This is a genomic window from Halapricum hydrolyticum (assembly GCF_025517535.1).
Classification (GTDB): domain Archaea; phylum Halobacteriota; class Halobacteria; order Halobacteriales; family Haloarculaceae; genus Halapricum; species Halapricum hydrolyticum.
Genome location: NZ_JAOPKC010000022.1, coordinates 19466 through 45244 on the forward strand (window position 1 = coordinate 19466; position 25779 = coordinate 45244).

29 protein-coding genes are annotated in these 25779 nt (G+C 64.6%); 20 read left to right on the forward strand and 9 right to left on the reverse strand.

Translation table 11 applies throughout. The annotated features are described in order from the left end of the window. The first annotated feature begins 128 nt into the window (after positions 1 to 128). Together OB916_RS14115 and OB916_RS14120 are read left to right on the forward strand one after the other, a co-directional pair. Positions 129 to 1319 carry an MBL fold metallo-hydrolase gene (locus tag OB916_RS14115; protein ID WP_315909938.1) on the forward strand — a complete coding sequence of 397 codons (1191 nt, stop codon included), beginning with the start codon at positions 129 to 131 and terminating at the stop codon, positions 1317 to 1319. 16 nt (positions 1320 to 1335) lie between these two features. Beyond that, positions 1336 to 2517, forward strand: a complete 1182-nt coding sequence (locus tag OB916_RS14120; protein WP_315909939.1) for an inorganic phosphate transporter — start codon at positions 1336 to 1338, stop codon at positions 2515 to 2517. On the opposite strand, the gene OB916_RS14125 is transcribed toward OB916_RS14120, so the two are convergent. After that, the gene (locus OB916_RS14125; protein ID WP_315909940.1) at positions 2514 to 4058 is read right to left on the reverse strand and encodes a DUF790 family protein; all 1545 of its coding nucleotides are present in this window, start codon (positions 4056 to 4058) and stop codon (positions 2514 to 2516) included. The two genes, OB916_RS14120 and OB916_RS14125, sit on opposite strands and share 4 nt — an antisense overlap. Before the next feature lie 68 nt (positions 4059 to 4126). Between OB916_RS14125 and OB916_RS14130 the strand changes: the two genes are divergently transcribed. The 3 genes from OB916_RS14130 (at position 4127) to OB916_RS14140 (ending at position 5981) form a co-directional block, all read left to right on the forward strand. Then, positions 4127 to 4555 (forward strand): hypothetical protein, encoded by a 429-nt coding sequence (locus OB916_RS14130; RefSeq protein WP_315909941.1) that lies wholly within the window; start codon positions 4127 to 4129, stop codon positions 4553 to 4555. Between the two features lie 171 nt (positions 4556 to 4726). Next, positions 4727 to 5311: a HalX domain-containing protein gene (locus OB916_RS14135; RefSeq protein WP_315909942.1), complete on the forward strand. Its 585-nt coding sequence runs from the start codon at positions 4727 to 4729 to the stop codon at positions 5309 to 5311. Next, positions 5295 to 5981: an RAD55 family ATPase gene (locus tag OB916_RS14140; protein ID WP_449267327.1), complete on the forward strand. Its 687-nt coding sequence runs from the start codon at positions 5295 to 5297 to the stop codon at positions 5979 to 5981. The genes OB916_RS14135 and OB916_RS14140 overlap by 17 nt, the downstream gene beginning before the upstream one ends. Here the strand turns inward: OB916_RS14140 and OB916_RS14145 are convergent. Beyond that, complete coding sequence (locus OB916_RS14145) at positions 5973 to 6404, reverse strand: DUF5788 family protein (RefSeq protein WP_315909943.1); 432 nt, start codon at positions 6402 to 6404, stop codon at positions 5973 to 5975. The two genes, OB916_RS14140 and OB916_RS14145, sit on opposite strands and share 9 nt — an antisense overlap. Before the next feature lie 123 nt (positions 6405 to 6527). Here OB916_RS14145 and thyX point away from each other — a divergent pair, with 123 nt between their 5' ends. Next, positions 6528 to 7271: an FAD-dependent thymidylate synthase gene (gene thyX / locus OB916_RS14150; protein WP_315909944.1), complete on the forward strand. Its 744-nt coding sequence runs from the start codon at positions 6528 to 6530 to the stop codon at positions 7269 to 7271. Between the two features lie 39 nt (positions 7272 to 7310). Here the strand turns inward: thyX and OB916_RS14155 are convergent, their stop codons facing one another. Both OB916_RS14155 and OB916_RS14160 read right to left on the reverse strand, forming a co-directional pair. After that, positions 7311 to 7619, reverse strand: coding sequence for a DUF7116 family protein (locus tag OB916_RS14155; RefSeq protein ID WP_315909945.1), 309 nt, complete (start codon positions 7617 to 7619; stop codon positions 7311 to 7313). A 73-nt stretch (positions 7620 to 7692) separates the two neighbouring features. Next, on the reverse strand, positions 7693 to 8691 hold the full coding sequence (locus tag OB916_RS14160; protein WP_315909946.1) for a mannose-1-phosphate guanylyltransferase: 999 nt from the start codon (positions 8689 to 8691) through the stop codon (positions 7693 to 7695). Between the two features lie 111 nt (positions 8692 to 8802). Here OB916_RS14160 and OB916_RS14165 point away from each other — a divergent pair, with 111 nt between their 5' ends. Next, positions 8803 to 8952 carry a DUF7557 family protein gene (locus OB916_RS14165; RefSeq protein ID WP_315909947.1) on the forward strand — a complete coding sequence of 50 codons (150 nt, stop codon included), beginning with the start codon at positions 8803 to 8805 and terminating at the stop codon, positions 8950 to 8952. 19 nt (positions 8953 to 8971) lie between these two features. Here OB916_RS14165 and OB916_RS14170 read toward each other — a convergent pair whose 3' ends face one another. Then, positions 8972 to 9256, reverse strand: coding sequence for a DUF7091 family protein (locus OB916_RS14170; RefSeq protein ID WP_315909948.1), 285 nt, complete (start codon positions 9254 to 9256; stop codon positions 8972 to 8974). A 118-nt stretch (positions 9257 to 9374) separates the two neighbouring features. Between OB916_RS14170 and OB916_RS14175 the strand changes: the two genes are divergently transcribed. From OB916_RS14175 to OB916_RS14185, 3 genes are all read left to right on the forward strand, one after another. Further along, a complete protein-coding gene (locus OB916_RS14175) occupies positions 9375 to 9956 on the forward strand; it encodes a GNAT family N-acetyltransferase (RefSeq protein ID WP_315909949.1) in 582 nt (193 codons plus the stop codon). A 99-nt stretch (positions 9957 to 10055) separates the two neighbouring features. Further along, entirely contained in the window at positions 10056 to 10988 is a 933-nt protein-coding gene (locus tag OB916_RS14180) for a replication factor A (RefSeq protein ID WP_315909950.1), read from the forward strand. 1 nt (position 10989) lies between these two features. Continuing rightward, positions 10990 to 11589 (forward strand): RPA family protein, encoded by a 600-nt coding sequence (locus OB916_RS14185; protein WP_315909951.1) that lies wholly within the window; start codon positions 10990 to 10992, stop codon positions 11587 to 11589. A gap of 30 nt (positions 11590 to 11619) precedes the next feature. On the opposite strand, the gene OB916_RS14190 is transcribed toward OB916_RS14185, so the two are convergent. Next, the gene (locus tag OB916_RS14190; RefSeq protein WP_315909952.1) at positions 11620 to 12036 is read right to left on the reverse strand and encodes a VOC family protein; all 417 of its coding nucleotides are present in this window, start codon (positions 12034 to 12036) and stop codon (positions 11620 to 11622) included. Between the two features lie 59 nt (positions 12037 to 12095). On the opposite strand from OB916_RS14190, the gene OB916_RS14195 reads away from it, so the two are divergent. Continuing rightward, entirely contained in the window at positions 12096 to 13430 is a 1335-nt protein-coding gene (locus tag OB916_RS14195; RefSeq protein WP_315909953.1) for a DEAD/DEAH box helicase, read from the forward strand. 54 nt (positions 13431 to 13484) lie between these two features. Then, complete coding sequence (locus tag OB916_RS14200) at positions 13485 to 14063, forward strand: MBL fold metallo-hydrolase (protein WP_315909954.1); 579 nt, start codon at positions 13485 to 13487, stop codon at positions 14061 to 14063. Between the two features lie 28 nt (positions 14064 to 14091). Here the strand turns inward: OB916_RS14200 and OB916_RS14205 are convergent, their stop codons facing one another. Both OB916_RS14205 and OB916_RS14210 read right to left on the reverse strand, forming a co-directional pair. Continuing rightward, a complete protein-coding gene (locus OB916_RS14205) occupies positions 14092 to 14901 on the reverse strand; it encodes an ATPase (RefSeq protein WP_315909955.1) in 810 nt (269 codons plus the stop codon). Continuing rightward, entirely contained in the window at positions 14898 to 15167 is a 270-nt protein-coding gene (locus OB916_RS14210; protein WP_315909956.1) for a DUF5827 family protein, read from the reverse strand. The genes OB916_RS14205 and OB916_RS14210 overlap by 4 nt, the downstream gene beginning before the upstream one ends. Before the next feature lie 84 nt (positions 15168 to 15251). Between OB916_RS14210 and OB916_RS14215 the strand changes: the two genes are divergently transcribed. From OB916_RS14215 to OB916_RS14235, 5 genes are all read left to right on the forward strand, one after another. Then, positions 15252 to 16628 carry an outer membrane protein assembly factor BamB family protein gene (locus tag OB916_RS14215; protein ID WP_315909957.1) on the forward strand — a complete coding sequence of 459 codons (1377 nt, stop codon included), beginning with the start codon at positions 15252 to 15254 and terminating at the stop codon, positions 16626 to 16628. 138 nt (positions 16629 to 16766) lie between these two features. After that, positions 16767 to 17126 carry a cell division protein SepF gene (locus tag OB916_RS14220; RefSeq protein WP_315909958.1) on the forward strand — a complete coding sequence of 120 codons (360 nt, stop codon included), beginning with the start codon at positions 16767 to 16769 and terminating at the stop codon, positions 17124 to 17126. A gap of 155 nt (positions 17127 to 17281) precedes the next feature. Next, positions 17282 to 18559, forward strand: a complete 1278-nt coding sequence (gene icd, locus OB916_RS14225; RefSeq protein WP_315909959.1) for an NADP-dependent isocitrate dehydrogenase — start codon at positions 17282 to 17284, stop codon at positions 18557 to 18559. Between the two features lie 107 nt (positions 18560 to 18666). Then, positions 18667 to 19374: an RAD55 family ATPase gene (locus OB916_RS14230; RefSeq protein ID WP_315909960.1), complete on the forward strand. Its 708-nt coding sequence runs from the start codon at positions 18667 to 18669 to the stop codon at positions 19372 to 19374. 92 nt (positions 19375 to 19466) lie between these two features. Next, positions 19467 to 20471 carry a threonine aldolase family protein gene (locus tag OB916_RS14235; protein ID WP_315909961.1) on the forward strand — a complete coding sequence of 335 codons (1005 nt, stop codon included), beginning with the start codon at positions 19467 to 19469 and terminating at the stop codon, positions 20469 to 20471. Here OB916_RS14235 and OB916_RS14240 read toward each other — a convergent pair. Beyond that, on the reverse strand, positions 20468 to 20629 hold the full coding sequence (locus OB916_RS14240) for a DUF7859 family protein (protein ID WP_315909962.1): 162 nt from the start codon (positions 20627 to 20629) through the stop codon (positions 20468 to 20470). The genes OB916_RS14235 and OB916_RS14240 overlap by 4 nt on opposite strands. Before the next feature lie 267 nt (positions 20630 to 20896). Here OB916_RS14240 and OB916_RS14245 point away from each other — a divergent pair, with 267 nt between their 5' ends. The 3 genes from OB916_RS14245 to OB916_RS14255 all read left to right on the forward strand — a co-directional run. Next, positions 20897 to 21859: a transcription initiation factor IIB gene (locus OB916_RS14245; protein ID WP_315909963.1), complete on the forward strand. Its 963-nt coding sequence runs from the start codon at positions 20897 to 20899 to the stop codon at positions 21857 to 21859. A 247-nt stretch (positions 21860 to 22106) separates the two neighbouring features. Next, complete coding sequence (locus OB916_RS14250; protein WP_315909964.1) at positions 22107 to 24071, forward strand: ABC transporter ATP-binding protein; 1965 nt, start codon at positions 22107 to 22109, stop codon at positions 24069 to 24071. A gap of 379 nt (positions 24072 to 24450) precedes the next feature. Continuing rightward, positions 24451 to 25779: HAMP domain-containing protein (locus tag OB916_RS14255; RefSeq protein ID WP_315909965.1), on the forward strand; the 1329-nt coding region annotated here is incomplete at its 3' end.

The window sequence follows — 25779 nt, forward strand, 5'->3', positions numbered from 1 at the left end:
TATTTTTATGCTTGGGCCGATATGAATGCTCTGACAGATCCAGAATAGTAGACGTTGTGATAGTTTAGAATTGTGATTACCATACAAAACTCTTTTATTCGTCCCGCCAATACTCGGTGACGAGTACGATGGACGCAGACGATTTCCCCACACCAGAAGAACCGGTCGACGCGATCACCCCCGAGGAACTTCGCCGTCGCATCGAGGACGGCAAGGAGGTCACGATCCTCGACACCCGCGCGAGCGGGGACTTCGAGGAGTGGCACATCGAGGGCGAGTCCGTCGAGATCGAGAACGTGCCGTACTTCGAGTTCCTCGACGGCGTCGACGAGGAACTGCTCGAAGACGTGCCGGTCGGCGAACCGGTGGTCGTGCTGTGTGCGAAAGGCGGTGCCAGCGAGTACGTCGCCGGGACGCTCGCCGAGGAAGGCCGCGAGGTCGTCCACCTCGAAGACGGGATGAACGGCTGGGCAAGCATCTACGAGTCCGTCGAAGTCGAGAACTACGACGGGCCGGGCACGCTGGTGCAGTACCAGCGTCCCTCCAGCGGCTGTCTCGGCTACATGGTCTACGACGACGACGAGGCCGCCGTGATCGACCCGCTCCAGGCGTTTACCGACCGCTATCTCGACGACGCCGCCGATCTGGGCGTCGAATTGACTTACGCCTTCGACACGCACATCCACGCCGATCACGTCAGCGGCGTGCGCGCGCTCGACGAGGAAGGCGTCACCGGCGTCATCCCCGAGGAGGCCGTCGATCGCGGCGTCACCTACGCCGACGAACTCCAGACGGCCGCGGACGGCGACACCTTCGAAGTCGGCGAGGTGACCATCGAAACGCTGTACACGCCCGGTCACACGTCCGGGATGACCTCGTATCTGGTCGGCGAGAGCTTCCTGGCAACCGGCGACGGGCTGTTCGTCGAGAGCGTCGCCCGGCCCGACCTCGAGGAAGGCGACGACGGTGCCCCCGACGCGGCTCGCCAGCTCTACGAAACCCTCCAGGAGCGGGTCCTCGAACTGCCCGACGACGTGATCGTCGGTGGCGCGCACACGAGCGACGCGGCCGAGCCGGCAGCCGACGGCACCTACACCGCGCCGCTGGGCGACCTCCGCGAGGAGATGGATCCGCTCACTTACGACGAGGCGGAGTTCGTCGAGACCGTCCTCGAGGACATGCCGCCCCGCCCCGCTAACTACGAGGACATCATCGCAACCAACCTCGGTCAGCGCGAGACCGACGAAGAGGAAGCGTTCACCCTGGAACTCGGGCCCAACAACTGTGCCGCGAGCCAGGGCTCGATGACCAGCGACTAAGCGCGCTTTTCTCTCTATGGATCTCGCGACACTCGGACTCTTCTTGCTTGCCGGCGGTGCGAGTCTGTTCATGGCGTGGGTCATCGGCGCGGGCTCCAGCGGCGCGACCCCGTTCGCCCCCGCAGTCGGTGCCAACGCCATCTCGACGATGCAGGCCGCCTTCGTCGTCGGTATTCTCGGGTTCCTGGGTGCAGTCCTGCAGGGCGGGAACGTCACTGAGGCGGTCGGGTCCGGACTGATCCGCGGGGTGACGCTCACGCCCGAGGCGGTCATCCTCGCGCTCGTCACGGCTGCGGGGCTGATGGCCGTCGGCATCGCGACGGGCTATCCCATCGCGACTGCGTTTACCGTCACGGGCGCGATCGTCGGTGCCGGACTCGCGCTGGGCGGGCTCCCCGCGTGGTCGAAATACACCGAGATCGGCCTGATGTGGACGGTCGCGCCGGTCGTCAACGCCGGGCTCGCGTACGGGCTCGCGAGCCTGCTCCCCCGCGAAGAGGTGCCCGAACGGTGGTCTATCCCGGCTCTCGCCGCGCTGACCGGCGCGGCAGTGTCGCTGATCGGGTTCGCCGTGCTTGGCCCGGGCGCGACGAGCCGCTCGATCGCCGCGGCGGCGGCAGCCTTCGGTCCCGTCGATAGTTCGATCGGCGGCGTCGCAGTCGAGGTGACCGTCGTCGTGCTGTTCGCGCTCGCGTCGGCGCTAGTCGTTCGCGCCTGGATCGGAGCCGACCAGCAGCGTGGCCTCCGGCGATACCTGCTCGTCCTGGGATCGCTCGTGGCCTTCTCGGCCGGCGGCAGCCAGGTCGGGCTGGCAGTCGGTCCCCTCGTCCCGCTGCTCGAGACCGCCGACGTCTCGCTGTTCGCGGTGCTCGTCGGCGGTGCCGTTGGCATGCTCGTCGGCTCCTGGACCGGCGCGCCGCGGATGATCAAGTCCCTCGCACAGGACTACGCCTCGCTGGGGCCACGCCGGTCGATTTCCGCACTCCTGCCGACGTTCCTGTTCGCACAAACCGCCGTCGCGCTGGGCGTCCCGATCTCGTTCAACCAGGCCATCGTGACGGCGATCATCGGCAGCGGCGCGGCCGTCGCTGGCGGTGACGGCGTCAGTCGGTCGAAGATCGGCCGCACGCTCGGCGCCTGGGCCGGCTCGTTTCTCCTCGCGCTGGCGATCGGATTCGGGACGCTCTCGGTGCTCTAGCGGCTCCGGATCGTTCCCCCCGCCAGCCCGTCCCATTCGACGCGATAGCCGAGCCGCGAGAGGACCGCACTGGTGTCGTCGATTCCGTGTTCCTTGAGGACCGTTTCCACCGCGGCGAGATCCATCCCGGCCTCGATCTCCCCGGCGAGCGACTCCAGCACACCGGGACGGACCAGCGTCCGGCCGACCAGCTCGTGCTCGGGGAAGGGCTCGTCCTCGATTGCGTCTTCGCTGACGCCGTAGTCGGCTGCCACCGCAGCAAGCGTCGTCACGTCTTCGTCAGGGACGAGTTCCGCGGGGAGGTCGGCCGCACTCTCGGCGACCAGCTCGTCCTCGTAGCGCCGCAGTGCGTCCCGGACGTCCTTCACCCGGACTGTGCCCGAGTAGGGGATCGCACGGTGGTCGCGCGCCTCGACCTCCGCGCTCGCGTCACCGGTTTCGGTCAACTGGTCGACGTCGTCGACCTCGCCGACGCCGAGCGATTCGTCGACGGCCACCAGCAACTCGACGTCCTCCAGGTCCCCCAGGCGGTCGAGCTTCTTCGCGACGTATTCGGGCGTCCAGAAGCCCATGATCTCGAAGTATACCCGGAAATCGGCGTACCGGTAATCGAAGGCGAAATCCGGAATGACGACGTGTGCGCCCGCAGCGAGCGGCTCGGGCTCGCGAACGAGAACCCAGTCGAGATCGAGTGCCTCGAATCTGGCCGCGAAGTCGGCCTCGACGCCGCTGTCGAAGGTGACCGCCGTGACTGGCTCGTGGTCCGGAACGGTGACGTCGGCTTCCGTGAGAACGAGCTGGCGGTCGGTGCCGTCGTCGTCGATCGTCGCGACGAGGCGCCACTCGGTGGCTTTCGCGACGCTACGAAGCAGGCGGGCGAAGCGAGTGCCGTAGCGGCGCGTCCGCCGGAAGAGTGCGGTCGGTCCGGTCACGACGATCTCCCGGCCGTCACCGGTTCGCTCGATCTCGTACATGAGTCGCAGGCGCTTGACCGCCGATATCACGGACTTGGGATCGTCACTCGTGATCCGGACCGCCGTGGCGTCGAACAGCGCGGTCTGGGCGAGCGAGAGGTCGTACTGACGACACAGCGAGTCGGGGTCGTACCGCGCGGCGACGTCGGTCAGGACCTGTCTGTCGTCCAGATCCGCATACAGCGACGCTTCGACGTCGGGCGGATCGACCGCGAGACGATCGGCTGCCCGTGCGAGCGCGCGCTCGCGATCGCTCTCGGTGACGACGCCGACGCTCTCGGCTGCCTCGAAAGCGGCACGTCGAGCGCGTTCGGGCGGCAGCGGTGCCCGCGTCTCGAAGGTCGCCTCGCGCTCCAGCAGTTTGGCGAACCCGCGGACGAGCTTGAAATCGGGGGCGTCGCGTTCGAGATCCGTCAGAGCCGACTCCAGTTGCTCGCGCGGTTCGCCGACGTGCCCCTGGTACGTCCCGATGACGCGGGCCGCGAGATCGCGGTGCTCCTCGCCGACGAACTGGGGATGGTACCCGCCGCCGGCCCGGGAGACGCGAAGTAGCTCCTTCGTCAGCACGGTCGAAACAGGCGTCGCCACGCTCATAAGTGCCAAGGCACTTGCGGGTCGGCGTCGAGTGGTCGATCATGGAGACGACCAGGCGCGCGCTGCTCGCGGGCCTCGCGAGCGGGGTCGCTGCGAGCGGCTGTCTGCGACGCGATCCCGAACGACCCCCGCGGACGACGGTAACCGAACAGACGCCGCACGGATCCGAGACCCCGACAGGTGCGCTCGAGCCAACCGTCGTCGACCGGCAAATCGTCCGCGGGCCGGACGGCAACGTTCGCGTCGATGCGGAAATCGAAAACCCGGGCCCGTCACGATTCGACGGGTACCTGCATGCCGAGTTCGAGCGGGAAGGAACGCCCGTCCACTCGGGGACAGCGTTCGAGGTCAGACCGCTCGGTCGCACGACCGTCACGCTGACGGCACCGATCGAATACGAAGCCGTCGCGCCGTCTCCGAGCCTTCGACTGGACGTCGCTTCGGTGCCGCCGTCGGAGACCTCGCAGTAAATCGCCTCGGGGTCAAGCCCCGTGGCATCCGCCTCGTGCCGCCTGTGAAGGCGCGAGACGCGATCGACCGACTTCCTCCGGGACGGGAGAGCGGTGCGTGCCGCTGTGTTCGGCTGGATCGTGACCCACACTGATATGTATTTGGAGGGTAAAACAACCCGCAGAGAGTCGATGTCAGATCCCGACGCACCCGTCGTGCTTATCGTCGAAGACGAACCGGACGTCGCCGAGACGTACAATCTCTGGTTACAGGACGACTACGAGGTCCGCGTGGCCCAGAACGGCGACGAAGCTCTCGACATGCTCGGCGAGGAAGTCGACGTGGTCCTGCTGGATCGGATGATGCCCGGTCTATCTGGCGACGAAGTCCTCTCGCGAATCCGCGACAGTGGCTACGAGTGCCGGGTCGCCATGGTGACGGCAGTCGAGCCGGACTTCGACATTCTCGAGATGGGCTTTGACTCGTATCTCACGAAGCCGATCCGGAGCGAGCAACTCCACGAGACGGTCGAAAACCTCCTCGAACGGTCGACATACGACGGACTGCTCCAGGAGTACTACTCGCTGGTCGAAAAACAGGCAACGCTGGAAGCGACCAAAAGTAGCGCGGAGCTGGCCGAAAGCGAAGAATACGAAGAATTAACGGGGCGGATCGACGAGTTACAGGACAACTTATCGCAGACGTTGGGGGGAATCGAAGACGACGAGGACTTCATTGCGACGCTGCGGGGGCTTGGCAATGGCGACGAACACTGATCACACCGGGACAATGTACGATCTCACTAACGTACTCGATATAGACGCACTGGCTTCGGTCAGACCCGGCTCCTCGATTCTCGTCTCGGGCCCGGCCATGACTGGGAAAGAGGCGCTCGCGTATGACATCCTCGCGGATGGCGTGCGCCAGAACGAGGGGGCTGTAGTCGTCTCGACGGGAGACCGGGCCGACAATATCATCGCGGACTTCCGCGAGCGGGCCGGATCAGAGTCGTTCCCGCTGGGCGTCGTCGACTGTGTCTCTGACGCGTCTGGAGGGGAGACGACCGACAACGGCGTGTACACCCACCACGTTTCGTCGCCGGGCGACCTGACAGGTATCGGGATCGGGATCACCAAGGCGCTCGAGGGACTCCACGAGAGCGGTGTCGAAGACGGACGCCTCGCACTCTCGTCGCTGTCGACGATGCTGACCTATACCGACCGCAAGACCGTCTTCAAGTTCTGTCACGTCCTCTCGTCGCGGCTGGACGCAGCGGGCTATCTCGGACTGTTCACGATCGACTCGGGTGCGCACGACGATCAGACGCTTCAGGTCATCAAGCAGGCGTTCGACGGGATGATCGAGATCCGCGAACGGGACGGCACGCGCGAAGCGCGGGTCGTCGGGCTGACCTCCTCGCCGTCCGACTGGAAACCCCTAGAGTAGCTGGTCGATAAAGTTGACCCAGCGGCGGTTGCTTTCGACGTATTCCTCGTGTGCGTGCTGTTTGAGATCGGGTTCGCGGAGACTCTTCAGCGCGGAGATCGCCCGATCGATCCCGACGATCGCATCGGCCAGTTCCTCGGCTTCCTCGGGCGAGAGGTCCTCACTTCGGAGCCGTTCTTTCAGGCGGTCGCGCTCCCGGTTGAGCGTTGCGCGGACTTCCCGAACGCTCTCGCGTTTCTCCGGCGGAACGACGCCCTGTTTCTTCGTCTCCCAGACGAACGACCGCAACGCGATCGTCTGGTCGTCGATCGTCACCTCCTCTGGGATCTGTTCGCCGATCGTCGCCCCCCGTCTGGAGATCCGGTCGAGAAGTTCCGATCGCCGCTGCTCGGAGACGACCTCGTCGTCTGTCTCGCTGTCCATGCCCGAACCTGGACCATCCGGCGTAGCCAGTCTTTCGGTTTCCAGCGTGGTCCCGCTGTGATGCCGGATACCTCGGCAGGCTGGATAGTAGCTATTATCTCTCCGCCGGTATCGAACGTTGGTATGGACGTTCGTCTACTCGATGCGACCGACGATCCCGAGGAACTGATCTGTCAGGCCGCCCGCAACGACTACGCCTCGGAGTTCATCGCCGACCAGTCCTTCGAGGAGGTCATGTCGACGATCGACGGCGACTCGCTCGAAGACAAAAAGGAGACGCTTCTCACACACCTGCTCGAGCACGGCCACTTCGGGCCCTTCGAGCACCCACACGCCACCTTCGCCATCGAGGGCGTCAGCCGCTCGTGTATGGCCCAGATCACTCGGCACCGCCACGTCACCTTCGACATCCAGTCGATGCGGTACGTCTCTTTCGATGACATCGATCCCGAGGCGGTCCGCGAGGGCGAACTCGTCGTCTATCCGCCCTCTGCGACCGATCCCGACTGGGTCGGACGCAACCAGGACACCGGACCCGTCGACGAGGAAACCGTCGAGAAGCGCGAGGAGATCTTCGCCGACACCGTCTCCAGCGCCGTCGAGTCCTACCAGGAACTGCTCGAACTCGGCATGCCGCCCGAGGACGCCCGGTTCGTCCTCCCGATCGGGACGAAAGTCAACATCGTGATGACGATGAACGCGCGGATGCTGATGCACATCGCCGACATGCGGGCTGCAGCCGATGCCCAGTGGGAAATCCGAGAGATGACCGAACAGATCCTCGACCTGGCCGAAGAGTGGGCGCCGATCACCTTCAGACACTACAACGAGCACATGAAAAACCGCAAGAACCGGCTCGCGCCGTGATGAGCGAACGCAGCGACGGCCCGTTCGATCGCCGGGCAGTCACCAGCCGACGGTCGTCGCGTGGACTTCGTACTCGCCGGCCTCGTCGACACCGATAATCGCCCAGTCGTACTCCAGTTTCTGGCGCTGCAGCCGCCGTTCGAGATCTCGGCAGTTCCCCTCCCGCGTCACGAAACACCGGAACCGCCCCGAGGTCGGAGCGTCGTCCGGCTCGGGCATCGGCGTCACGTGGACGACACGCCACTTTCGCTCGGCTTTGATCTCCTCGCCGTCACGAGAGACCGTGTACCCGAGGTCGTCGAAAATCGATTTCGCCTGCGAGTCGAGACGTGTGGTAACAGTCCCCATTCAGTGGTCTGGTACTCGTGCCAGTATATTAAGTCTTGACACGTGACAGCTCCCGGATAGAACTGACACTGAATCAGAACTTTCCGTCGGTTCTCAATTGATCGACGACGTCGCGAACGCGCTGCACGTCGCTCTGGTCGACGACGAGCGTCCGGTCGTCGAACGTCGCGATGACGAGATCCTCGACACCGATAGCGCTCACGTGGCCGTCGCTGGCGATGACGTTGTTCGATGCGTCCAGGGCGAGGTACTCACCGAGGACAGCATTACCGTCGGCGTCAGCGTCGAGGACGCGTTCGAGCGCGTCCCAGGTGCCCAGATCGTCCCACTCGTAGTCGGCAGGAACGACCGCGATGCCGGACGCGGATTCCATGACGGCGTAATCGACGCTGACCGACGGAACGGCCCGGTATCCCGTTTCGGGGCTGTCTTCTTCGAGGGCCGAAACGAGCGGGCCGAGTTCGGTGTCGGCCGCCGCGTCGAGAAACGATTCGGGCGTCCACGCGAACGTGCCGCTGTTCCAGTAGTAACCGTCCTCGAGATACCGTTTCGCGCGCTCGCGGTCGGGCTTCTCGGTGAAGGACTCGACCTCGTAGTAGGCCCCCCGATCGGCCCCGGGTTCGACGTATCCGTACCCCGTCGCCGGCCGGTCGGGTTCGATGCCGATCGTGACCAGCCGTCCGGTGTCGGTGGCGACGCGGCAGGCCCGGCGTGCCGTCGACTCGAAATCTCCCTCGACGTGGTGATCGCTCGGGAGCGCGAGCACGACACACGGACCGAGATCCTCGCGGACGCGATGGGTAGCGTAGGCCAGCGCCGGTCCGGTATCTTTCGGCTCCGGCTCGGTCAGTACCGTCACCGAAGGCACGAGCTCTGTGACGTCGTCGCGAAACGCCGGTCGCGTGAGGACGTACACTTCGTCGGCGAAGCCGGCGCGTTCGACGGTCGCTTCGAGCATCGACTGCTCGTCACCGAAGGAGAGAAACTGCTTCGGCCGGTCGCTTCGGGCCGCTGGATACAGTCGCGTTCCGGTGCCGCCGGCCAGCACGACGGCCGCGATCGGACGGTCCATATCGGCCTGTCCCCCTCCGACAATAAAAATCCACGACAACGCATGGCAGGTTTCTATTTACGTCTGCGCGGACAACGTTGACACGTGCCGGCCAGACCCGGCTCGATCCCAATGACGTACACGCTCGAAATCAGCGACGACCTCAAAGAGCGGCTCGACACACACACCGAAGAGGGCGAATCCTACGAGGAGTTCATCGAGGAACTCGTCTCGGTCTACGAGACCGAGGGCGCGTTCCTCCAGGAAGGCTACTCCGAGTGATCCACTCGAGGACCAGTGCCTACCACGTCTCGATCCGGCCGTCGCGGATGTCTTCGAGACAGCCCTCACAGTCGGGATGACCGCCTTCGAAACACGACGGTTTCCCGTCGCCGTCGACCGGGACAGCACGCCGCTCGGCATAGCGACGGCAGACGAGACGCGCGTTCCCCTCGTCGTCGACCGGGAGATCGACGGCTGCGGCGTGTTTCGCTCGCCGGTAGGCGTCCTGCGCCTGGCCGACTTGCTCGCCCGCGGACCGGAGTTTCGCCCGCAGGAACCGTTCGAGCCGACCGTCCTCGTCCATACCCGGACTCGGCACGCCGGACACATAGGCCTTCTCCGAACGGTGTCACAACGCGTCCCAAGCACCCGTACCATTTTGACACAGTCGGGTGTTTGCCCTGTCACGGACGGTGACAGGTATGCCAGGACCGCTCTTCATCGAGGGCAGCCGGATCGATCTCAGAACTGTCGAACGTGACGACGTCCCCTTCCTGCAGCGGTGGGTCAATCACCCGGACGTACGTCGATACGTCGACAACTTCCGAACGCCATACAGCCGGGAGGAGTACGAAGAAGAGATTTTCGAACCGTACGACACCAGCGAGGACGGCGCGACGGCACTGATCTGCCATCATGAGTGGGACGGCGACGACCTCGGTGGATCCGACGACGGCCCGACAGCGGTCGGTTCCGTACAGCTGTATCCGGTCAGGGACAGTTCGGGGTGGGCGAACCTCGCCTACTGGGTCGCCCCACCGGCACAGGGTAACGGATACGCGACGGAAGCCAGTGAGCTGTTCGTCGAGTACGCGTTCCGTGAACTGGGCCTCCACCGGGTCACTGCACGAGCGCTGGCACCGAACGAAGCCTCCTGTCGCGTCCTCGAACGGCTCGGATTCACCCACGAGGGCACCCAGCGCGAGTGCGCCGTAGTCGACGGCGAGTACGTCGACCAGCGCCTCTACGGCCTGCTCCGGACGGAGTGGAACAGCGAGCAGTAGGGTGGTTTTCACTTTCACCCCGGGCGCCGAGGGTTTATAAGTGATGGCGACCAACTGTCGGATGTCTCCCGTCGAAAACAGAGCGGAGACAGTGAGACCATGACCGATTTGCGTACCCACGCGGAAGAGATACACGAGCAGTTTTCCGACCAGCTCGAGATCGACGTCGAAGACGTCGAGAGCCGACTCGACACGCTGGTCAACGAATACAAGGTCCCCCTCGAGGAGGCACGCCGGAGCGTCACGAACGGCTACCTCGACGAGGCGGGCATGGAGCGAGACGATCTCGGCGGTGGCGGCGGCAACGAGCACGTCGAGCTCGCCGACATCGACACGGCCGAACAGTGGGTCGACGTCACTGCGAAGGTCGTCGACCTCTGGGAGCCCCGGAGCGACTCCATCGCACAGGTCGGCCTCCTCGGTGACGAGTCCGGGACGATCAAGTTCACCAAATGGGCCAAATCCGACCTGCCCGAACTCGAGGAGGAGCACGTCTACGACCTCGGCAACGTCGTGACTGACGAGTACCAGGGCAACTACTCGGTCAAACTCAACCGGACGACGACGATCGAGGAAGTAGAGGAAGACATCGAGGTCGGCGACGACACCCGGACCGTCGAAGGCGCGCTGGTCGACATCCAGAACGGTAGCGGGCTGATCAAGCGCTGCCCCGAGGAGGGCTGTACGCGCGTCCTCCAGAACGGCCGCTGCAGCGAGCACGGAGAGGTCGACGGCGAGTTCGACCTGCGGATCAAGGGCGTGCTCGACGACGGCAACGAAGTCCAGGAGATCATCTTCGACCAGGAGGCGACCGAGGAGTTGACCGGGATCGAACTGGAGGAGGCCAAGGACATGGCCATGGACGCGCTGGACACGACGGTCGTCGCCGACGAGATGCGCGCGGCCACGCTCGGCCGGTACTATCGCGTCACCGGGCCGACGCTGGGACGGTACGTCCTGGTGAACGACCTGGAGATCTTAGACGAGCCGGTGGATGCAGAACAGGCGCTGATCAAAGCGAGGTCGATCTAACATGAGTTCGACGCCAACCCGAGAGGTCGCCCGTCGCGTCTTCGCACGCGAGTTCAACGACGCGACCTACACGTTCAAGGAGAGCGACGACGAGCGCGCGCCGGTGTACGTCCTGTTACCCACGGGTGCCCGGGCGAACCGGATCTTCGTGGTCGGGACGCTGACCGAGACCGAAGACGTCGGCGAGGACAGCGAGTACTGGCAAGGGCGGATCGTCGATCCCAACGGCGACACGTTCTTCGTCTACGCCGGCCAGTACCAGCCCGACGCGGCCGCCACGCTGCGCGAGCTGGAACCCCCGGCGTACGTCTCCGTCGTCGGCAAGCCGCGAACCTACGAGACCGACGAAGGCGACGTCAACGTCTCGGTCCGGCCGGAATCGATCACGAGCGTCGACGAGACAACGCGCGATCGCTGGGTCGTCGAGACCGCCGAGCGGACCCTCGAACGGATCAAGCGTTTCGAATCCGACACGGCCGACGAGTACGTCGAGATGGCAGGCGAACAGTACGACCTGCCGGTCGAAAACTACCGGCGGGCCGCGCTCGAAGCGCTCGAAAGCCTGGAAGACGAGGAGACGGCAGCCGAAGCGAGCCCCTAGTCGAGCGATTCGGAACGGGTCCCGCTCAGTTCACGTTTCGAGCAGTTCGACGAGGTTCCCCTCGGGATCGCGGACGAACAGGATTCGCGTCCCGCTTTCAGTCGTCTGCGGTTCGCTGAGCGTCTCAACGCTGTCTGGCAGGTCCGCGTAGACCGAATCGAGGTCGTCGACTGCGAGTCCAAGGTGTGTCGCACCCGGTTCGTCCAGCGACGGCCGTGGCCGGCTGTCCCCCTCGGGCTCGTAGGCGACCAGTTCGATCCGCGCGTCCCCGCCGTCGAGATGGACGAACTCGGCGCCGGCTCCCGGTACGTCGACGCCGGTCGCGAAGGCATCGCCGCCGACGGAAAACTCCGCGATGACCTCGAGATCGAGCACGTCGCGATAGAACGTCAGCGTCCGATCGAGGTCCGAGACGGTGATCCCGTAGTGGTGTGCAGTCGGATTCATACTAGACGCGGCGGTCGGACAGAGATAAATAGTTACGACTGGGGACGCAACGCCGACCGATGGCAACGCGGCTCAGCTACGAGGACGGGACGATCCGGATCGATGGTGAGACGCCGGACCTCCCGTTCGTCGAGGTCGACTCCCGGAGCGAGACCGCTCGCGCGCCGGCGTTTCGATACCGGGAGTTGCGACGCTGGCTCGCACAGCAATCCGACGAATGCGAAGATGCCGTCTTCCGGGCCGAGGACCTCGATCTCACCACCGACTACAAACTCCGAGCCTATCAGCGCGAGGCGCTGGACGCCTGGCGTGATGCCGACGACCGGGGCGTACTGGAGTTGCCGACCGGCAGCGGCAAGACGGTAATCGCTATCGCCGCGATCGCAACGCTGGGTGTGCCGACGCTGGTCGTCGTGCCGACGATCGATCTGCTCGAACAGTGGCGCGAGGAACTCGATCGGGAGTTCGACGTTCCGATCGGGCAACTCGGTGGGGGGACTCAGCGCGTCGAGTCGATCACTGTCTCGACGTACGACTCGGCGTATCTCCGAGCGGACGAACTGGGTGACCGATTCGAGTTCGTCGTCTTCGACGAGGTCCACCATCTCGGCGGCGAAGGGTATCGCGAGATCGCACGGCTGCTGGCCGCGCCGGCGCGGATGGGACTCACGGCGACGTTCGAACGACCGGACGGCGCCCACGAGTTGCTGGCTGAACTGGTCGGTCCGAAAGTGGTCGAGATCGATCCCGACGAACTGGCAGGCGAGCACCTCGCAGCCTACGACATCAAGCGTCTCACCGTCTCGTTGACTCCCGAGGAGCGCGAGCGCTACGAGCGCCACCAGGGGACGTTCACCGACTACCTGAAGCGGTCGAACCTCCAGCTACACAGCGGCGAGGACTACCGGAAGCTCGTGATGCGCTCGGGGACCGACCCCGCCGCCAGAGAGGCGCTGCTCGCGAAACAGCGGGCTCGCGAAGTGATGATGAACGCCGACCGGAAGGTCGAGTTGCTGGCCGAGTTGCTCGATCGGCACGCCGACGATAGGATCATCGTCTTCACGGCGTTTACCGACCTCGTGTATCGGCTCTCCGAGCGGTTCCTGTTACCGGCGATCACCCACGAGACGGGAGCCGACGAGCGCCGGGAGATCCTGCGGGCGTTCCGTAACGGGACGTACTCGCGGATCGTCACCGCGAACGTGCTCGACGAGGGAGTCGACGTTCCCGACGCCAACGTGGCGGTCGTCCTCTCGGGCAGCGGCAGCGAACGGGAGTTCACCCAGCGGCTGGGACGAATCTTGCGCCCGACGGCCGACGGCTCGCGGGCGCTGCTCTACGAGGTCGTCACCGAGGAGACCGCCGAAGAACGCGTCGCCCGCCGACGGCGGTGACGGGGACGCACAGCCACCGACACGCACAAGCGGGCCCTGTGTGTATACCAGGACATGATAACGAACCTCGCCGCGGGCAAGCAGGTCTTCACGAGCAACGTCTTTCTCGTCACCGGGGAACGAACCGTCCTGGTCGACGTCGGCAACGACTTCGACGTGTGCGAGGTCGTGCGCGAGTACGTCGACGAACTCGACGCCGTCGTCCTCACGCACACCCATCCGGACCACGTCGGGAACCTCGAGCGCGTCACCGAGACGTTCGACGTCGACGTCTGGGGGTACGATCTCGACCAGCCGGGCGTCGACCACGCCATCGAGGACGGCGAGACGGTCCGACTCGGCGACGACGCCTACACCGCGCTGCACACGCCGGGCCACAAGAACGACCACCTCTGCTTTTTCGCCCCGGGGCCGGGAATCCTGTTCGCGGGCGACCTGATCTTCGCCAACGGCGGGTTCGGCCGGACTGATCTCGCGGAAGGCGACCGCGAGCGACTGATCGAGAGCATCGAGCGGGTTCGGGAGACGACTGACGAGACGCTCTCGGAGTTGCACTGCGGACACGGCCCCAGCGTCGAGAGTGATCCCTACGAACACGTCGGACTCGCGGCCCAGGCTGCGCGGTTCGGGTGATCCCCGCGACTCGACAGTCAGTCCGAGGTCACGACCCGGCAGCCGAAAGCAGCGCGTCGTAGGCAGGTTCGTAGGCCGCAGCGATCGCTGCCGGATCGTGACGGACGGACTCGGGCAGCGGCGGTATCTCAACGGTCTCGACCGGGTCGATCAGGTCCGTCACGTCCGCGACGCGCTCTTCAAGCGTGCCGCTATCCGGTCCGGGCGAGCCACTGGCGACCGAGCAGCTCCTGTCGTAGCGCCGCCCCTCGTAGACGCGCACTCGCCGGGGTTCGACGACTGCGACGACGTCGTGGTCGAGATCCGAAAGCGGACGCGCGACGGAACCGTAGGATTCGATGACCGACAGCGGCTGCGCCTCTATCTCCGCCAGCAGGTCGGCCTGGACTGGCTGGTGGTGGCCGGCCATCACGTCGTTGAACTCCGCGAGCGACTCGACGCGTACCGCAGACTCGATCGGGAACGACCGTCGAACGACGTCCGGAATCGCCGTCGTTCCGTTGACGACGTACGTCTCGCCAGCCCGGTCGAGCAGGAACTCGCGGCCGTCCTGCCCGAGGACGCCGCCGACGCCGCCCGGGAGCGGCCGCCAGAGGCGATGGACGACGTTGATGTCGGCCGGCTCGATTCCATCGGGCCCGACGGCAGCCAGTTTCCGGGCGTCTTTCCCGTAGAGGACGCCGTCGTCGGCGGCTGCCAGTACGTCGTCGTGACTGTACCAGAAGTCGTTGCCGGCCCGGGGCTTGTAGCCGACGGCCCCGGTACGCTCGACCAGCCCGGCAGAGAAGGTCGTCTTGCCAGCGTCGAGGTGCTCGGATCCGGCGACGAGCAGGTTCATGACTCCGCGAGGCCGTAGTAGCCGGGCTCCGCGTCGTCAGCCGGCTCGGCGAAGACGAACTCCGAGCTGTAGTTGAGCATCCACGGAATTGCCCAGTCGAGCAGGACGTTCTCGGTCTCGACATCCAGTTCGGCGTCGGGCTCGACGCCCTGTAGCAGTCGGGCGACTTCGTAGATCGTGTACATCTTGTCGGGATCGAGAACTTCACGGGGCTCCCGGAACTCCAGGGCCCGCAGGACGTCGAATTCGGATCGATCTCTGGGCATACGCCCGCTTTGATCGAGCGACGCCTAAACCTCTCGAAACGGGACGACTCCCGGAACGGTCATCGAGGACAGACCCGATGACATATGTCGACTCGATCCGAACGAACGGTACGGATGGGCAACCGGACGGACGAACGACGGGAGCAGCGACTGGGACGACGGTCCTTCCTCGCGGGAGTCGGGGCCGCTGCCACGGCCGCACTCGCCGGCTGTAGCGTGCTGTCGGCGTCGCCGCCAACCTACGACCGCACGCAAGCGCAGTTCGATCCGCCCAAACTGTCCTACGAGGATACGTACCCCCCTGGCGACGTCTCGATGTTCCGGCGTGGACTGCGGCGACTCGGCTACTATCCCGACGCGACGGTGCCGGACGATCCCGTCGAGAAGTGGTCACACCCGATCAATGCCGTCGGTCACACCGCCGCCAAATCCAGCCCCCGGCCGACGCCGGACGGCGATCGGATCGTGGTCGCGAGCGATACCGGCCGCGTTCACGGCTTCGGGCTCGACGGGGAGCAACTCTGGACTGCCCGGACCGGCGCGACGAACCTCGGTATCCACGGGACGCCGACGATCGTCGACGGGACGGCCTACGTCGGCGGCTACGACGGATCGCTGTACGGCGTGGACGTCGACACCGGCGAGCGAGTCTGGCGGCTGTCCCGCTCCGCGCTGGATCTCTCGATCGCGATCGGCTCCAGCCCCGCCTACTGGGACGGCGTGCTGTACTTCGTGACCGAACACAAACACCCGGCGTCCGGACGGCTGTGGGCCGTCGACGTCGACGCCGGCGAGCCGGTGTGGACCGACGAGCAGGACATCGGCGGTATGCCCCACCCCTCGCCGGCCATCGATCCGGCCACGGAACGGCTCGTCACGGGGTCGAACGACGGGATCGTCTACGCCTGGGAGTTCCCGTCGCTGTCGTTCGCGTGGTCGTTCGAGACCGACGGCGAGGTCAAGGGAACTCCGCCGATCTACGAGGGGAAGGCCTACGTCGGCTCCTGGGACAGCTCGATCTACTGTCTGGATCTCACAGACGGGACCGAACTGTGGTCGTTCGAGACCGACGGGATCGTGATGTCGAACCCCGGTATCGACCCCGAGCGTGGCCTCGTCTACGTCGGGAGCGGCGACGGGTACGTCTACGCCCTCGAGGCGGCGACCGGCGAGCAACGCTGGGCCACCTACGTCGGCGGGTCGGTGATCGGATCGCTGACCGTCACGCCGACGACCGTCCTCGTCGGCTCGTACGACACGCGCCTGTACGCGCTCGAATCGACGACCGGACGGGTCCGCTGGAGCGTCCCGAACCGCGGTCACGTCACCAGTGCGGCCGTGCCCCACGGCGACCGGATCTACTACGCCGAACGGGCGGACTTCCGGCATTACTGGGACGACGACCGCGAGACCGAACTGCTCGAAAAAGGGCAGGTGTACTGTCTCGGCTCCGACGAGTGATCGGGAGCACAGCGGGCCGGCCGCTCCGTTCGACTGCCCGGGAGCGTCGCGGGCCGACCGCTCCGTTCGAATGGTCGGGGGCGTCGCGAGCTGTTCGCGGACGTAAAACCTATTGTGGCAGGCACCGCTGGATGGAGTATGGGACTGATGAGCAAAATCCTGGGAGAATCCGGCTCTTCCCGGCGGACGGACGACTACGTCGAACTCAGTGCAGAGGACTTCGAGACAGACGCGGCCGAGGCTGACACGACAGTTCGGATCGCACGCATCGGCGACCAGCAGGACGTCATCGACATCAAAGACGCCGTCTACGACGGCGACATCGTCATCGCGGACATCACGCGACACACCACGCAGGATCAGACGATGGAACACATCACGGACGAACTCAAGCAGGTCGCCAGCGAAGTCGGGGGCGACATCGTCCAGAAAGACGACGATCAATTGATCATCACGCCCTCGGGCGTGGCGATCAGCCGCGAGCGCCTCGGCCGGTAGTCGATCGATACCGATCGACTGCAGCGGGTCTCGGTCGATACCGATCGACTGCAACAGGTCTCGGTCGATACCGATCGACTGCAACAGGTCTCGGTCGCCGGCGCTCGCCGGAATGGCAGACCTTTTAGGAACTCTGGGCGTCTGTGCAGACGATAATGAAATACGACTACGAGAAGGTCGAAGTCCCGGCCGAGGGACAGCCGATCGAAGTCATCGACGAGGACGCGGACGAACTCGATATCCCTGAGACGCCGATCGTCCCGATCATCCACGGGGACGGCATCGGGAAAGACGTCGGGCCGGCCGCACAGAAGGTGCTGACTGCCGCCGCCCAGGCGACCGGTCACGACATCGCGTGGATGCGCGTCTACGCCGGGGAGTCGGGTCGCGAACACTACGACGAGAACTTGCCCGATGACACCGTCAATGCCATCGACGAGTTCCGGGTCGCGATCAAGGGCCCGCTCACGACGCCCGTCGGCGCTGGCTTCCGCTCGCTGAACGTCGCGTTGCGCCAGACGCTCGACTTCTACGCAAACGTCCGGCCGACCTACTACCTCGATGGCGTCCCCTCGCCGATGAAGGCACCCGAAGAGATGGATATGGTGACCTTCCGGGAGAACACCGAAGACGTCTACGCCGGCATCGAGTGGGAAGAAGGCACCGAAGACGTCGAGCGCGTCCGGGAGTTCGTCGAAGAGGAGATGGGCTTCGACGAGACGATGCACGACGGTCCGATCGGCATCGGCATCAAGCCGATCACCGAGTTCGGCTCCAAGCGACTCGTCCGGAAGGCCATCGACTACGCGCTGGAGCACGACCGCGACAAGGTCACGCTGGTCCACAAGGGCAACATCATGAAGTTCACCGAAGGCCAGTTCGGCGAGTGGGGCATGGAGGTCGCCGACGAGGAGTACCCCGACGACGAGGTCTTCGCTGCGCCCGACTCGCTGTGGGAAACCCAGGACGAGGTCGACATCCCCGAAGACGCCGTCATGGTCGAGGAACGTCTCGCCGACGCGATGTTGCAGTGGATGCAACTGCGAACCGACGAGTTCGACGTGCTGGCGATGCCGAACCTCAACGGCGACTACCTCTCAGACGCCGCGGGTGCCCAGATCGGCGGACTCGGTATCGCACCCGGCGCGAACTTCGGCGACGCTCGCGTGCTGGCCGAGCCAGTCCACGGCTCCGCGCCCAAGCGCGCCGGCCAGGACATGGCCAATCCGACCGCGATGATCCTCTCCGGCCGACTGATGTTCGATTACATGGGCTGGGACGACGCCGCGGACCTCGTCCGTGACGCCGTCGAGGAGACGATCTCTTCGGGCAAAGTCACCTACGACCTCGAACGCCAGCTCGAAGGCGCTGAAAAGCTCGGCACCACCGAATACGCCGAGGAAATCGTCACAAAGATCGAGGATCTGTCGTAACGACCCCCGGGAATCTGAGAGAATTCATTCCCGGATCGCTGTAATTCTGATCATTTCCATTGAATTTTTTGCAAACATATATTTCCGTGAGTGACAACAACATGCATATGGTGGGTGAGCTTTCGACGGGGATCAAGGCACTCGACCGGCGTCTCAACGGAGGATTGGATCCGGGAGACATTCTCGCGCTCGTCGCGCCGCCAGCGACGCAAAGCCAGACGTTGCTCTACCAGTTGATGGGCGAACGCCCGTCGCTGTACGTGTCGACGCTCCGGCCCGAATCGTCGGTGCAGCGCGATTTTGACAAACGCGGCGGCATCGACATGCCATATCGGATCGAGACGACGGGAGACAAGCTCACCATGGAAGGCGAGCTGATCCGCGAGCTGACCGGGAGCCGTGCGTACACGGGCAATTCCGCCGTCAGAGACGATCCACTCGACGACCTGTACGATCTCGTCGAGACGATCGACGAACCGATCAACGTCATCGTCGACCCGATGAGCCCGCTCGAGCGCGGTGACTCACGCCAGGCATACAGCGAGACGCTCTCGTTTCTAAGTCTGAAGCTCGAGGAGACGGGCAGCCTGGGCGTCCTGCTCTGTCACACGAGCGACCCACAGCCGCCGTTCCGTGATCTGACGCTCATCGTCGCGGACGTCATCTGGGAACTCGATCTCGTCTCGACCTCGAAAGACAACATCGAGTACCAGCTCCGCATCCCGAAAAACCGGGGCGGAGATATCATCACAGAAGATCTCTCGCTCGACATTCAGCGTCGAGACGTTCGGATCGACGACAGTCGCGCGATCTAGAGTGCATTCACCGAGAGGAGGGGCGTGGACATTCGATCCTCGGAGACGACCGTGCCGAACAACCTTTTGGGTGCTCCCGGAGAAAACCGGGTATGATCGACCTTCGTAGCGATACCGTCACGAAGCCAAGCGACGAAATGCGCGAGGCCGCCGCCGAAGCCGAGGTGGGCGACGACGTCTACGGCGAGGATCCGACCGTCAACGAGCTCGAAGCGCGGATGGCCGATATGCTCGGCAAAGAGGCCGCGCTGTACGTCCCCTCGGGAACGATGGGTAACCAGATCGCCGTCCGGGCCCACACCGAGCGCGGCCAGGAAGTGCTCCTCGAAGAAGAGTGTCACACGTACAAGTGGGAACTGGGCGGGATCGCCCAGCACAGCCAGGTCCAGGCCCGGACGATCGACGGCGGCGACCGTGGCGTCGTCGGGCCCGGACAGGTCCACGACGGCTATGTCGAGGGCGACGACCACCGGCCCGGGACGGGACTGCTCGTTCTCGAGAACACGCACAACTCGAAGGGTGGGACGGCAATCGCGCCCGAGCGGATCGACGAGGCGGCGCAGGCCGCTCACGACCACGGCGTCCCGGTCCACCTCGACGGCGCGCGCCTGTTCAACGCCGCAACCGCACTGGACGTGCCCGCCGACCGGATCGTCCGCGAGGTCGACACGGTGATGAGCTGTCTCTCGAAGGGACTGGGCGCGCCCGTCGGATCGATGCTCGCGGGACCAGACGAGTTCATCGAACGCGCGCGGCGGATCCGCAAGCTCATGGGCGGCGGCATGCGCCAAGCCGGGCTGATCGCCGCCCCCGGACTACTCGCGCTCGAGAACCGCGACCGGCTGCACGAGGATCACCGTCGAGCCCGCGAACTGGCAGCCGGCTTCGGAGACGTCCCCGGCCTGTCGCCGTCCGAACCGGAAACGAACATCGTCCTCGTCGAGACCGACGAGCCGGCGGACGTGGTGCTCGACCGACTTCGCGAGCGCGGCGTCGCGGGCTCGGCGTTCGGCGAGCACACGATCCGCTTCTGTACGCACTGGGACATCGACGACGCAGACATCGAAGCAGCGATCGAGACCGCGGCGTCGCTCTAGCGCTCGCGGCGGCTCTGTTCGATCCCTTCCTGAAACCCGGTGACGGTCCGACGGATGAACATGTACACGAAGAACACGAACCCGAGCATGATGGCGACCAGGGCCACCAGCACCGGATCGACTTCGATGCCGAAGACGCTGGCGAGGGGCTGAATCATATCTGGTGGTTTCCGGGCCGGGAAAAAGACTTTTTCGGGGCCTGCCCCCGAACAGTGACCCCCGATCGCCGTCCGCCCCGACCACCATGTTATCCTACTTTAATACTCATGTGAGGAGATACCGCAGTACACGATACGGGTCGCTGTCGGTACTACAGGTGTAGATACCGAAACTAATATATAGGGTTGAGACTAACCGATTGGTCAGCGACTACGATCCGGGTTTTGCCAGGATGTTCCTGCCCGGATAGCGCCCGCCCTCGAACCATGAGTGAGTCAACACGCACGCGGTCACGATCGACAGTAGAATCGGAAACCGACGAACAGAACGACCTTACCTGCCCGGAATGCGGGGGAAACCTCGTCGCCGACGACGCCCGCGGCGAGACCGTCTGTGACGACTGCGGACTGGTCGTCGACGCCGACGAAATCGACCGCGGGCCGGAATGGCGCGCGTTCGATTCCAAGGAAAAAGACGAGAAGAGCCGGGTCGGTGCGCCCACCACGAACATGATGCACGACAAGGGGCTCTCGACCAACATCGACTGGCGCGACAAGGACGCCTACGGCAACTCCCTGTCCTCGAACCAGCGCGAGAAGATGCAGCGGCTGCGCAAGTGGAACGAGCGGTTCCGCACGCGCGACAGCAAGGAGCGCAACCTCAAACAGGCACTCGGTGAGATCGACCGGATGGCCTCCGCGCTGGGCCTGCCCGAGAACGTCCGCGAGACCGCCTCGGTCATCTACCGCCGTGCACTCGACGAGGACCTGCTGCCCGGCCGCTCCATCGAGGGCGTCTCGACCTCCGCGGTGTACGCCGCTGCCCGGCAGGCCGGCGTCCCCCGGAGTCTCGACGAGATCACCGACGTCTCCCGCGTGGGCAAAGACGAGATCGCCCGCACGTATCGGTACGTCGTCCGCGAACTCGGCCTGGAAGTCAAACCCGCCGACCCCGAGAGCTACGTCCCCCGTTTTGCCTCCGACCTCGATCTCTCCGAAGAGGCCGAGCACCGCGCCCGCGAGCTGCTGACCAACGCCAAAGAGCAGGGCGTCCACTCCGGAAAGTCGCCCGTCGGACTCGCTGCCGCCGCGGTGTACGCCGCTTCGCTGTTGACCAACGAGAAGACGACCCAGGCCGCCGTCTCGGAAGTCGCGGACATCTCCGAGGTCACGATCCGGAACCGCTATCACGAACTGCTCGAAGCCGAGCAAGGCATCCCGATGGCCTGATACAGATTATCGTACCGATTTACCGCTCCGACCGCACCATATCGGGCGATCGATGCGGAACAGACGTACAATAATCCCTATGGGAGCGGACGAAGACTACTTCATACGCCGGAGTGCGATCCGAGTCATCGCGGCCACTCCTATCGACCGCCACCCACGCCGGAGCCGAGATCTTTCGCTCTGATTTGTGAGCGTCTGTCTTACACGGCGGCGACGGGCTTTTTTCGGGCGGGTTCCTGAAGCGGGTGTGGACGCACCGAACCCTGACGACGATGACGTGTTCGAGGCCCAGCGCGAGCGCGTCGAGCGACCGATGGTCCGGCTGTTCCGCGAGTACGGGCGGGAGAACGCCGGGTACTTCGGCGTCGGACTGCTCGCCAGTATCGTTGCGCGGGTGCTGGACCTGCTGCCGCCGCTGTTTCTGGGGATCGCGATCGACGCGATCATCCGACAGGAGACCGAGTTCTCGCTGTTGTTCGTCCCCGACGCCTGGATTCCGGCGACTCCGCGAGAACAGTTGTGGATCGCCGCGGCGATCGTCGCCGGGGCCTTCACGTTCGGGGCGGCGTTTCACTGGGCGCGCAACTGGGGCTGGAACAACCTCGCCCAGCACATCCAGCACGCGGTCCGGACGGACACCTACGACCAGATGCAGCGGCTGAACATGGACTTCTTCGCCGACAAGCAGACCGGCGAGATGATGTCCGTCCTCAGCAACGACGTCAACCGCCTGGAGCGGTTTCTCAACGACGGCATGAACTCGGCGTTCCGACTGATCGTGATGGTGATCGGGATCGCCGGGATCCTCTTCTATCTCAACTGGCAACTGGCCCTGATCGCGCTCGTCCCGGTGCCGCTGATCGCCTTCTTTACCAAGCGGTTCATCGATACGATCCAGCCCAAGTACGCCGAGGTACGCTCCTCTGTCGGCGCGCTCAATTCCCGGCTGGAGAACAACCTCGGCGGCATCCAGGTGATCAAGAGCGCGAACACCGAATCCTACGAATCCGACCGCGTCGAGGACGTCTCGCAGGACTACTTCGACGCCAACTGGGGCGCCATCGAAACCCGGATCAAGTTCTTCCCCGGATTGCGGGTCATCTCGGGTATCGGATTCGTGCTCACGTTCGCTGTCGGTGGCTACTGGGCGCTAACCTACGAGACGACCGGTGCCGCGCCCTGGCTGTTCAGCGAGCCGCTGACGACCGGGCAGTTCGTCGTCTTCATCACGCTGACCCAGCGGTTCGTCTGGCCGATGGCGCAGTTCGGACAGATTATCAACATGTACCAGCGAGCCTACGCCTCCGCCGAGCGGGTCTTCGGGCTGATGGACACGCCCGCCCGGATCGCCGAGGACCCCGACGCCGAACCGCTCGAGGTGGCTGACGGCCGCGTGGCGTACGACGACGTGACCTTCGGGTACGACTACGACCCGGACGACGAGTCCAGCGGCGAACCCATCGTCGAGGACATCTCTTTCGAGGTCGAGGGCGGCGAGACCGTCGCACTCGTCGGCCCGACCGGCGCGGGCAAGTCGACGATCCTCAAGCTCCTGCTGCGGATGTACGACGTCGACGAGGGTGCGATCACCGTCGACGGGACGGACCTGCGCGAAGTGACGATTCCCAGCCTCCGCCGCCAGATCGGCTACGTCAGCCAGGAGACCTTTTTGTTCTATGGCACTGTCGAGGAGAACATCACTTACGGGACCTTCGACGCCAGCCGGGCGGAAGTCGTCGAAGCCGCGAAGATGGCCGAAGCTCACCAGTTCATCCAGAACCTCCCGGACGGCTACGAGACGAAGGTCGGCGAGCGCGGCGTAAAACTCTCGGGTGGGCAACGCCAGCGGATCGCCATCGCCCGCGCGATCCTCAAGGATCCCGAGATCCTGGTGCTGGACGAGGCGACGAGCGACGTCGACACCGAGACGGAGATGCTCATCCAGAAGAGTCTCGACGAGTTGACGGCAGATCGAACCACCTTCGCTATCGCCCACCGCCTGTCGACGATCAAAGACGCCGACCGGATCGTCGTGATCGAGGACGGCCGGATCGTCGAGCGCGGCACGCACGAAGACCTTCTCGCTGCGGACGGCCTGTACGCGAACCTCTGGGCGGTCCAGGCCGGCGAAATCGACGAACTCCCGCGAGAGTTTATCGAACGGGCGGCCAGGCGTCGGTCACGGGTCGACGCCGAGGCTGGCGACGACTAAGCCGTCTCTGATTGTCGTAGCAGCCCATGGGCCTCGCCGAGGAAATCCAATTCCGACACCCGGTCGGGGGTGGAGGTTTCTCTGACCGGCCACGACAATCACTGCAGCGCTCGATCGTACCACCCCGGGGAAACTATTATAACAACAAGTGTTGTCAATGGCTAGTGTGTCAGAAGCACCCACCCGAATGCACTGTTCCGGTGGGGGTGAGGGTTCTGCAGCCGGCCGATCCGGAGCGGACGCGAGACAGTTCCTCGGAGCACTATACCAGAATACAGCAACAGACATACCATAAGAAGCGAAGAGATATGTCTTCGTATTGTAAATTTGTATATAATTCTACATAATTTTTATTATTATCTACATATATTTCTATTCCATGCTCAACACCATACGAACAGTCGTACCGAACGTAATCAGACGAAGCTACGCCGTCAAGTTCGGGATCGTGATCCTCTTTATCGGGCTCGCGATCGGGGCCGTCGGACTCGGTGGGACGTCGCTGATGGCCGACCAGGTCGAACAGAGCGTCGACAGCGACTTCGAATCAACAGCGACGGCCGACGCACAGGCACTGGACAACTGGCTCGAAACGAACGCGATCGAGATGCAGACGCTCGAACGTAACCTCCCCGATGCCGGGGCAGGCGACGGGGTGATCGACGAGTACCTGCAGACGTACCGGACCGACGTATCGGATCGATCGACGCTGACGCTCGTTCACGTGGTCGATACAGAGACGAACACGATCGAACATTCCTCGCGGGCCTCGATGCGAGGCAAAACGCTTGACGGAGAGACGGTCGGCTGGGCCCGTGAGCCCGACTTCACGGTCGGCGACGTCGGCATCTCGCCGCTCTACGTCGCCGAAGACGACTATCACGCGGTCGCATTCACGAAGGACCTGGAGGGCAGTCAACGGCTCGTCACAGTCCACGACATGGAAGACATCGGCGACGAGATCTTATCCGGCGGGGCGAACCCCGAATACCGTTCGTCGGAGACGGTCATCGTGGACAGCGACAACACGATCGTCATGGCGGACGCGAAACTCGGCGAAGCGGTCGGCGAGCCGTATCCGGGCGACAGTCCCGCACTGGAACGTGCACGACAGCTCGAAGCCCGGACGGTGAGCGAGTCGACGAGCGTCGGCTCCGAGTACGTTCACGACAGCGCGATCGGGCCCGATTCGGAACACCTGGTCGGGTTCGCACCGTCGGGTGAGCGAAACGCGCCCGATTTCGGCAGTGACTGGGTCGTCCTCACTCACGCCCCGAGCGACGAGGCCTACGGATTCGCCGGGACGCTGGAAACCTACGGGCTGTACGCGACGCTACTCGGCGTGTTGTTCGCCGGACTGATCGGAGCAGCAGTCGGCCGGAGCACGGCAACGTCGATCAATCGGCTCACTAACCGCGTCGAAGAAATGGAAGACGGGGATCTCGATGCGGACTTCTCGTCCGGACGAATCGACGAGATCGGCCGACTCTACGAAGGGTTCGACGAGATGCAACAGCAACTCAAACAACGGATCAACGAGGCAGAGCAGGCCCGCAAGGAGGCGGAAGTGTCCCGAGCGGAGGCCATGGAGATGTCGAACTACCTCCAGGAGAAGGCCGACGAGTACGCCCAGATCATGCAGCAGTGTGCGGCCGGCGATCTCACCCAGCGGATGGAGCCCGACGGCGAGAACGAGGCCATGGACCGC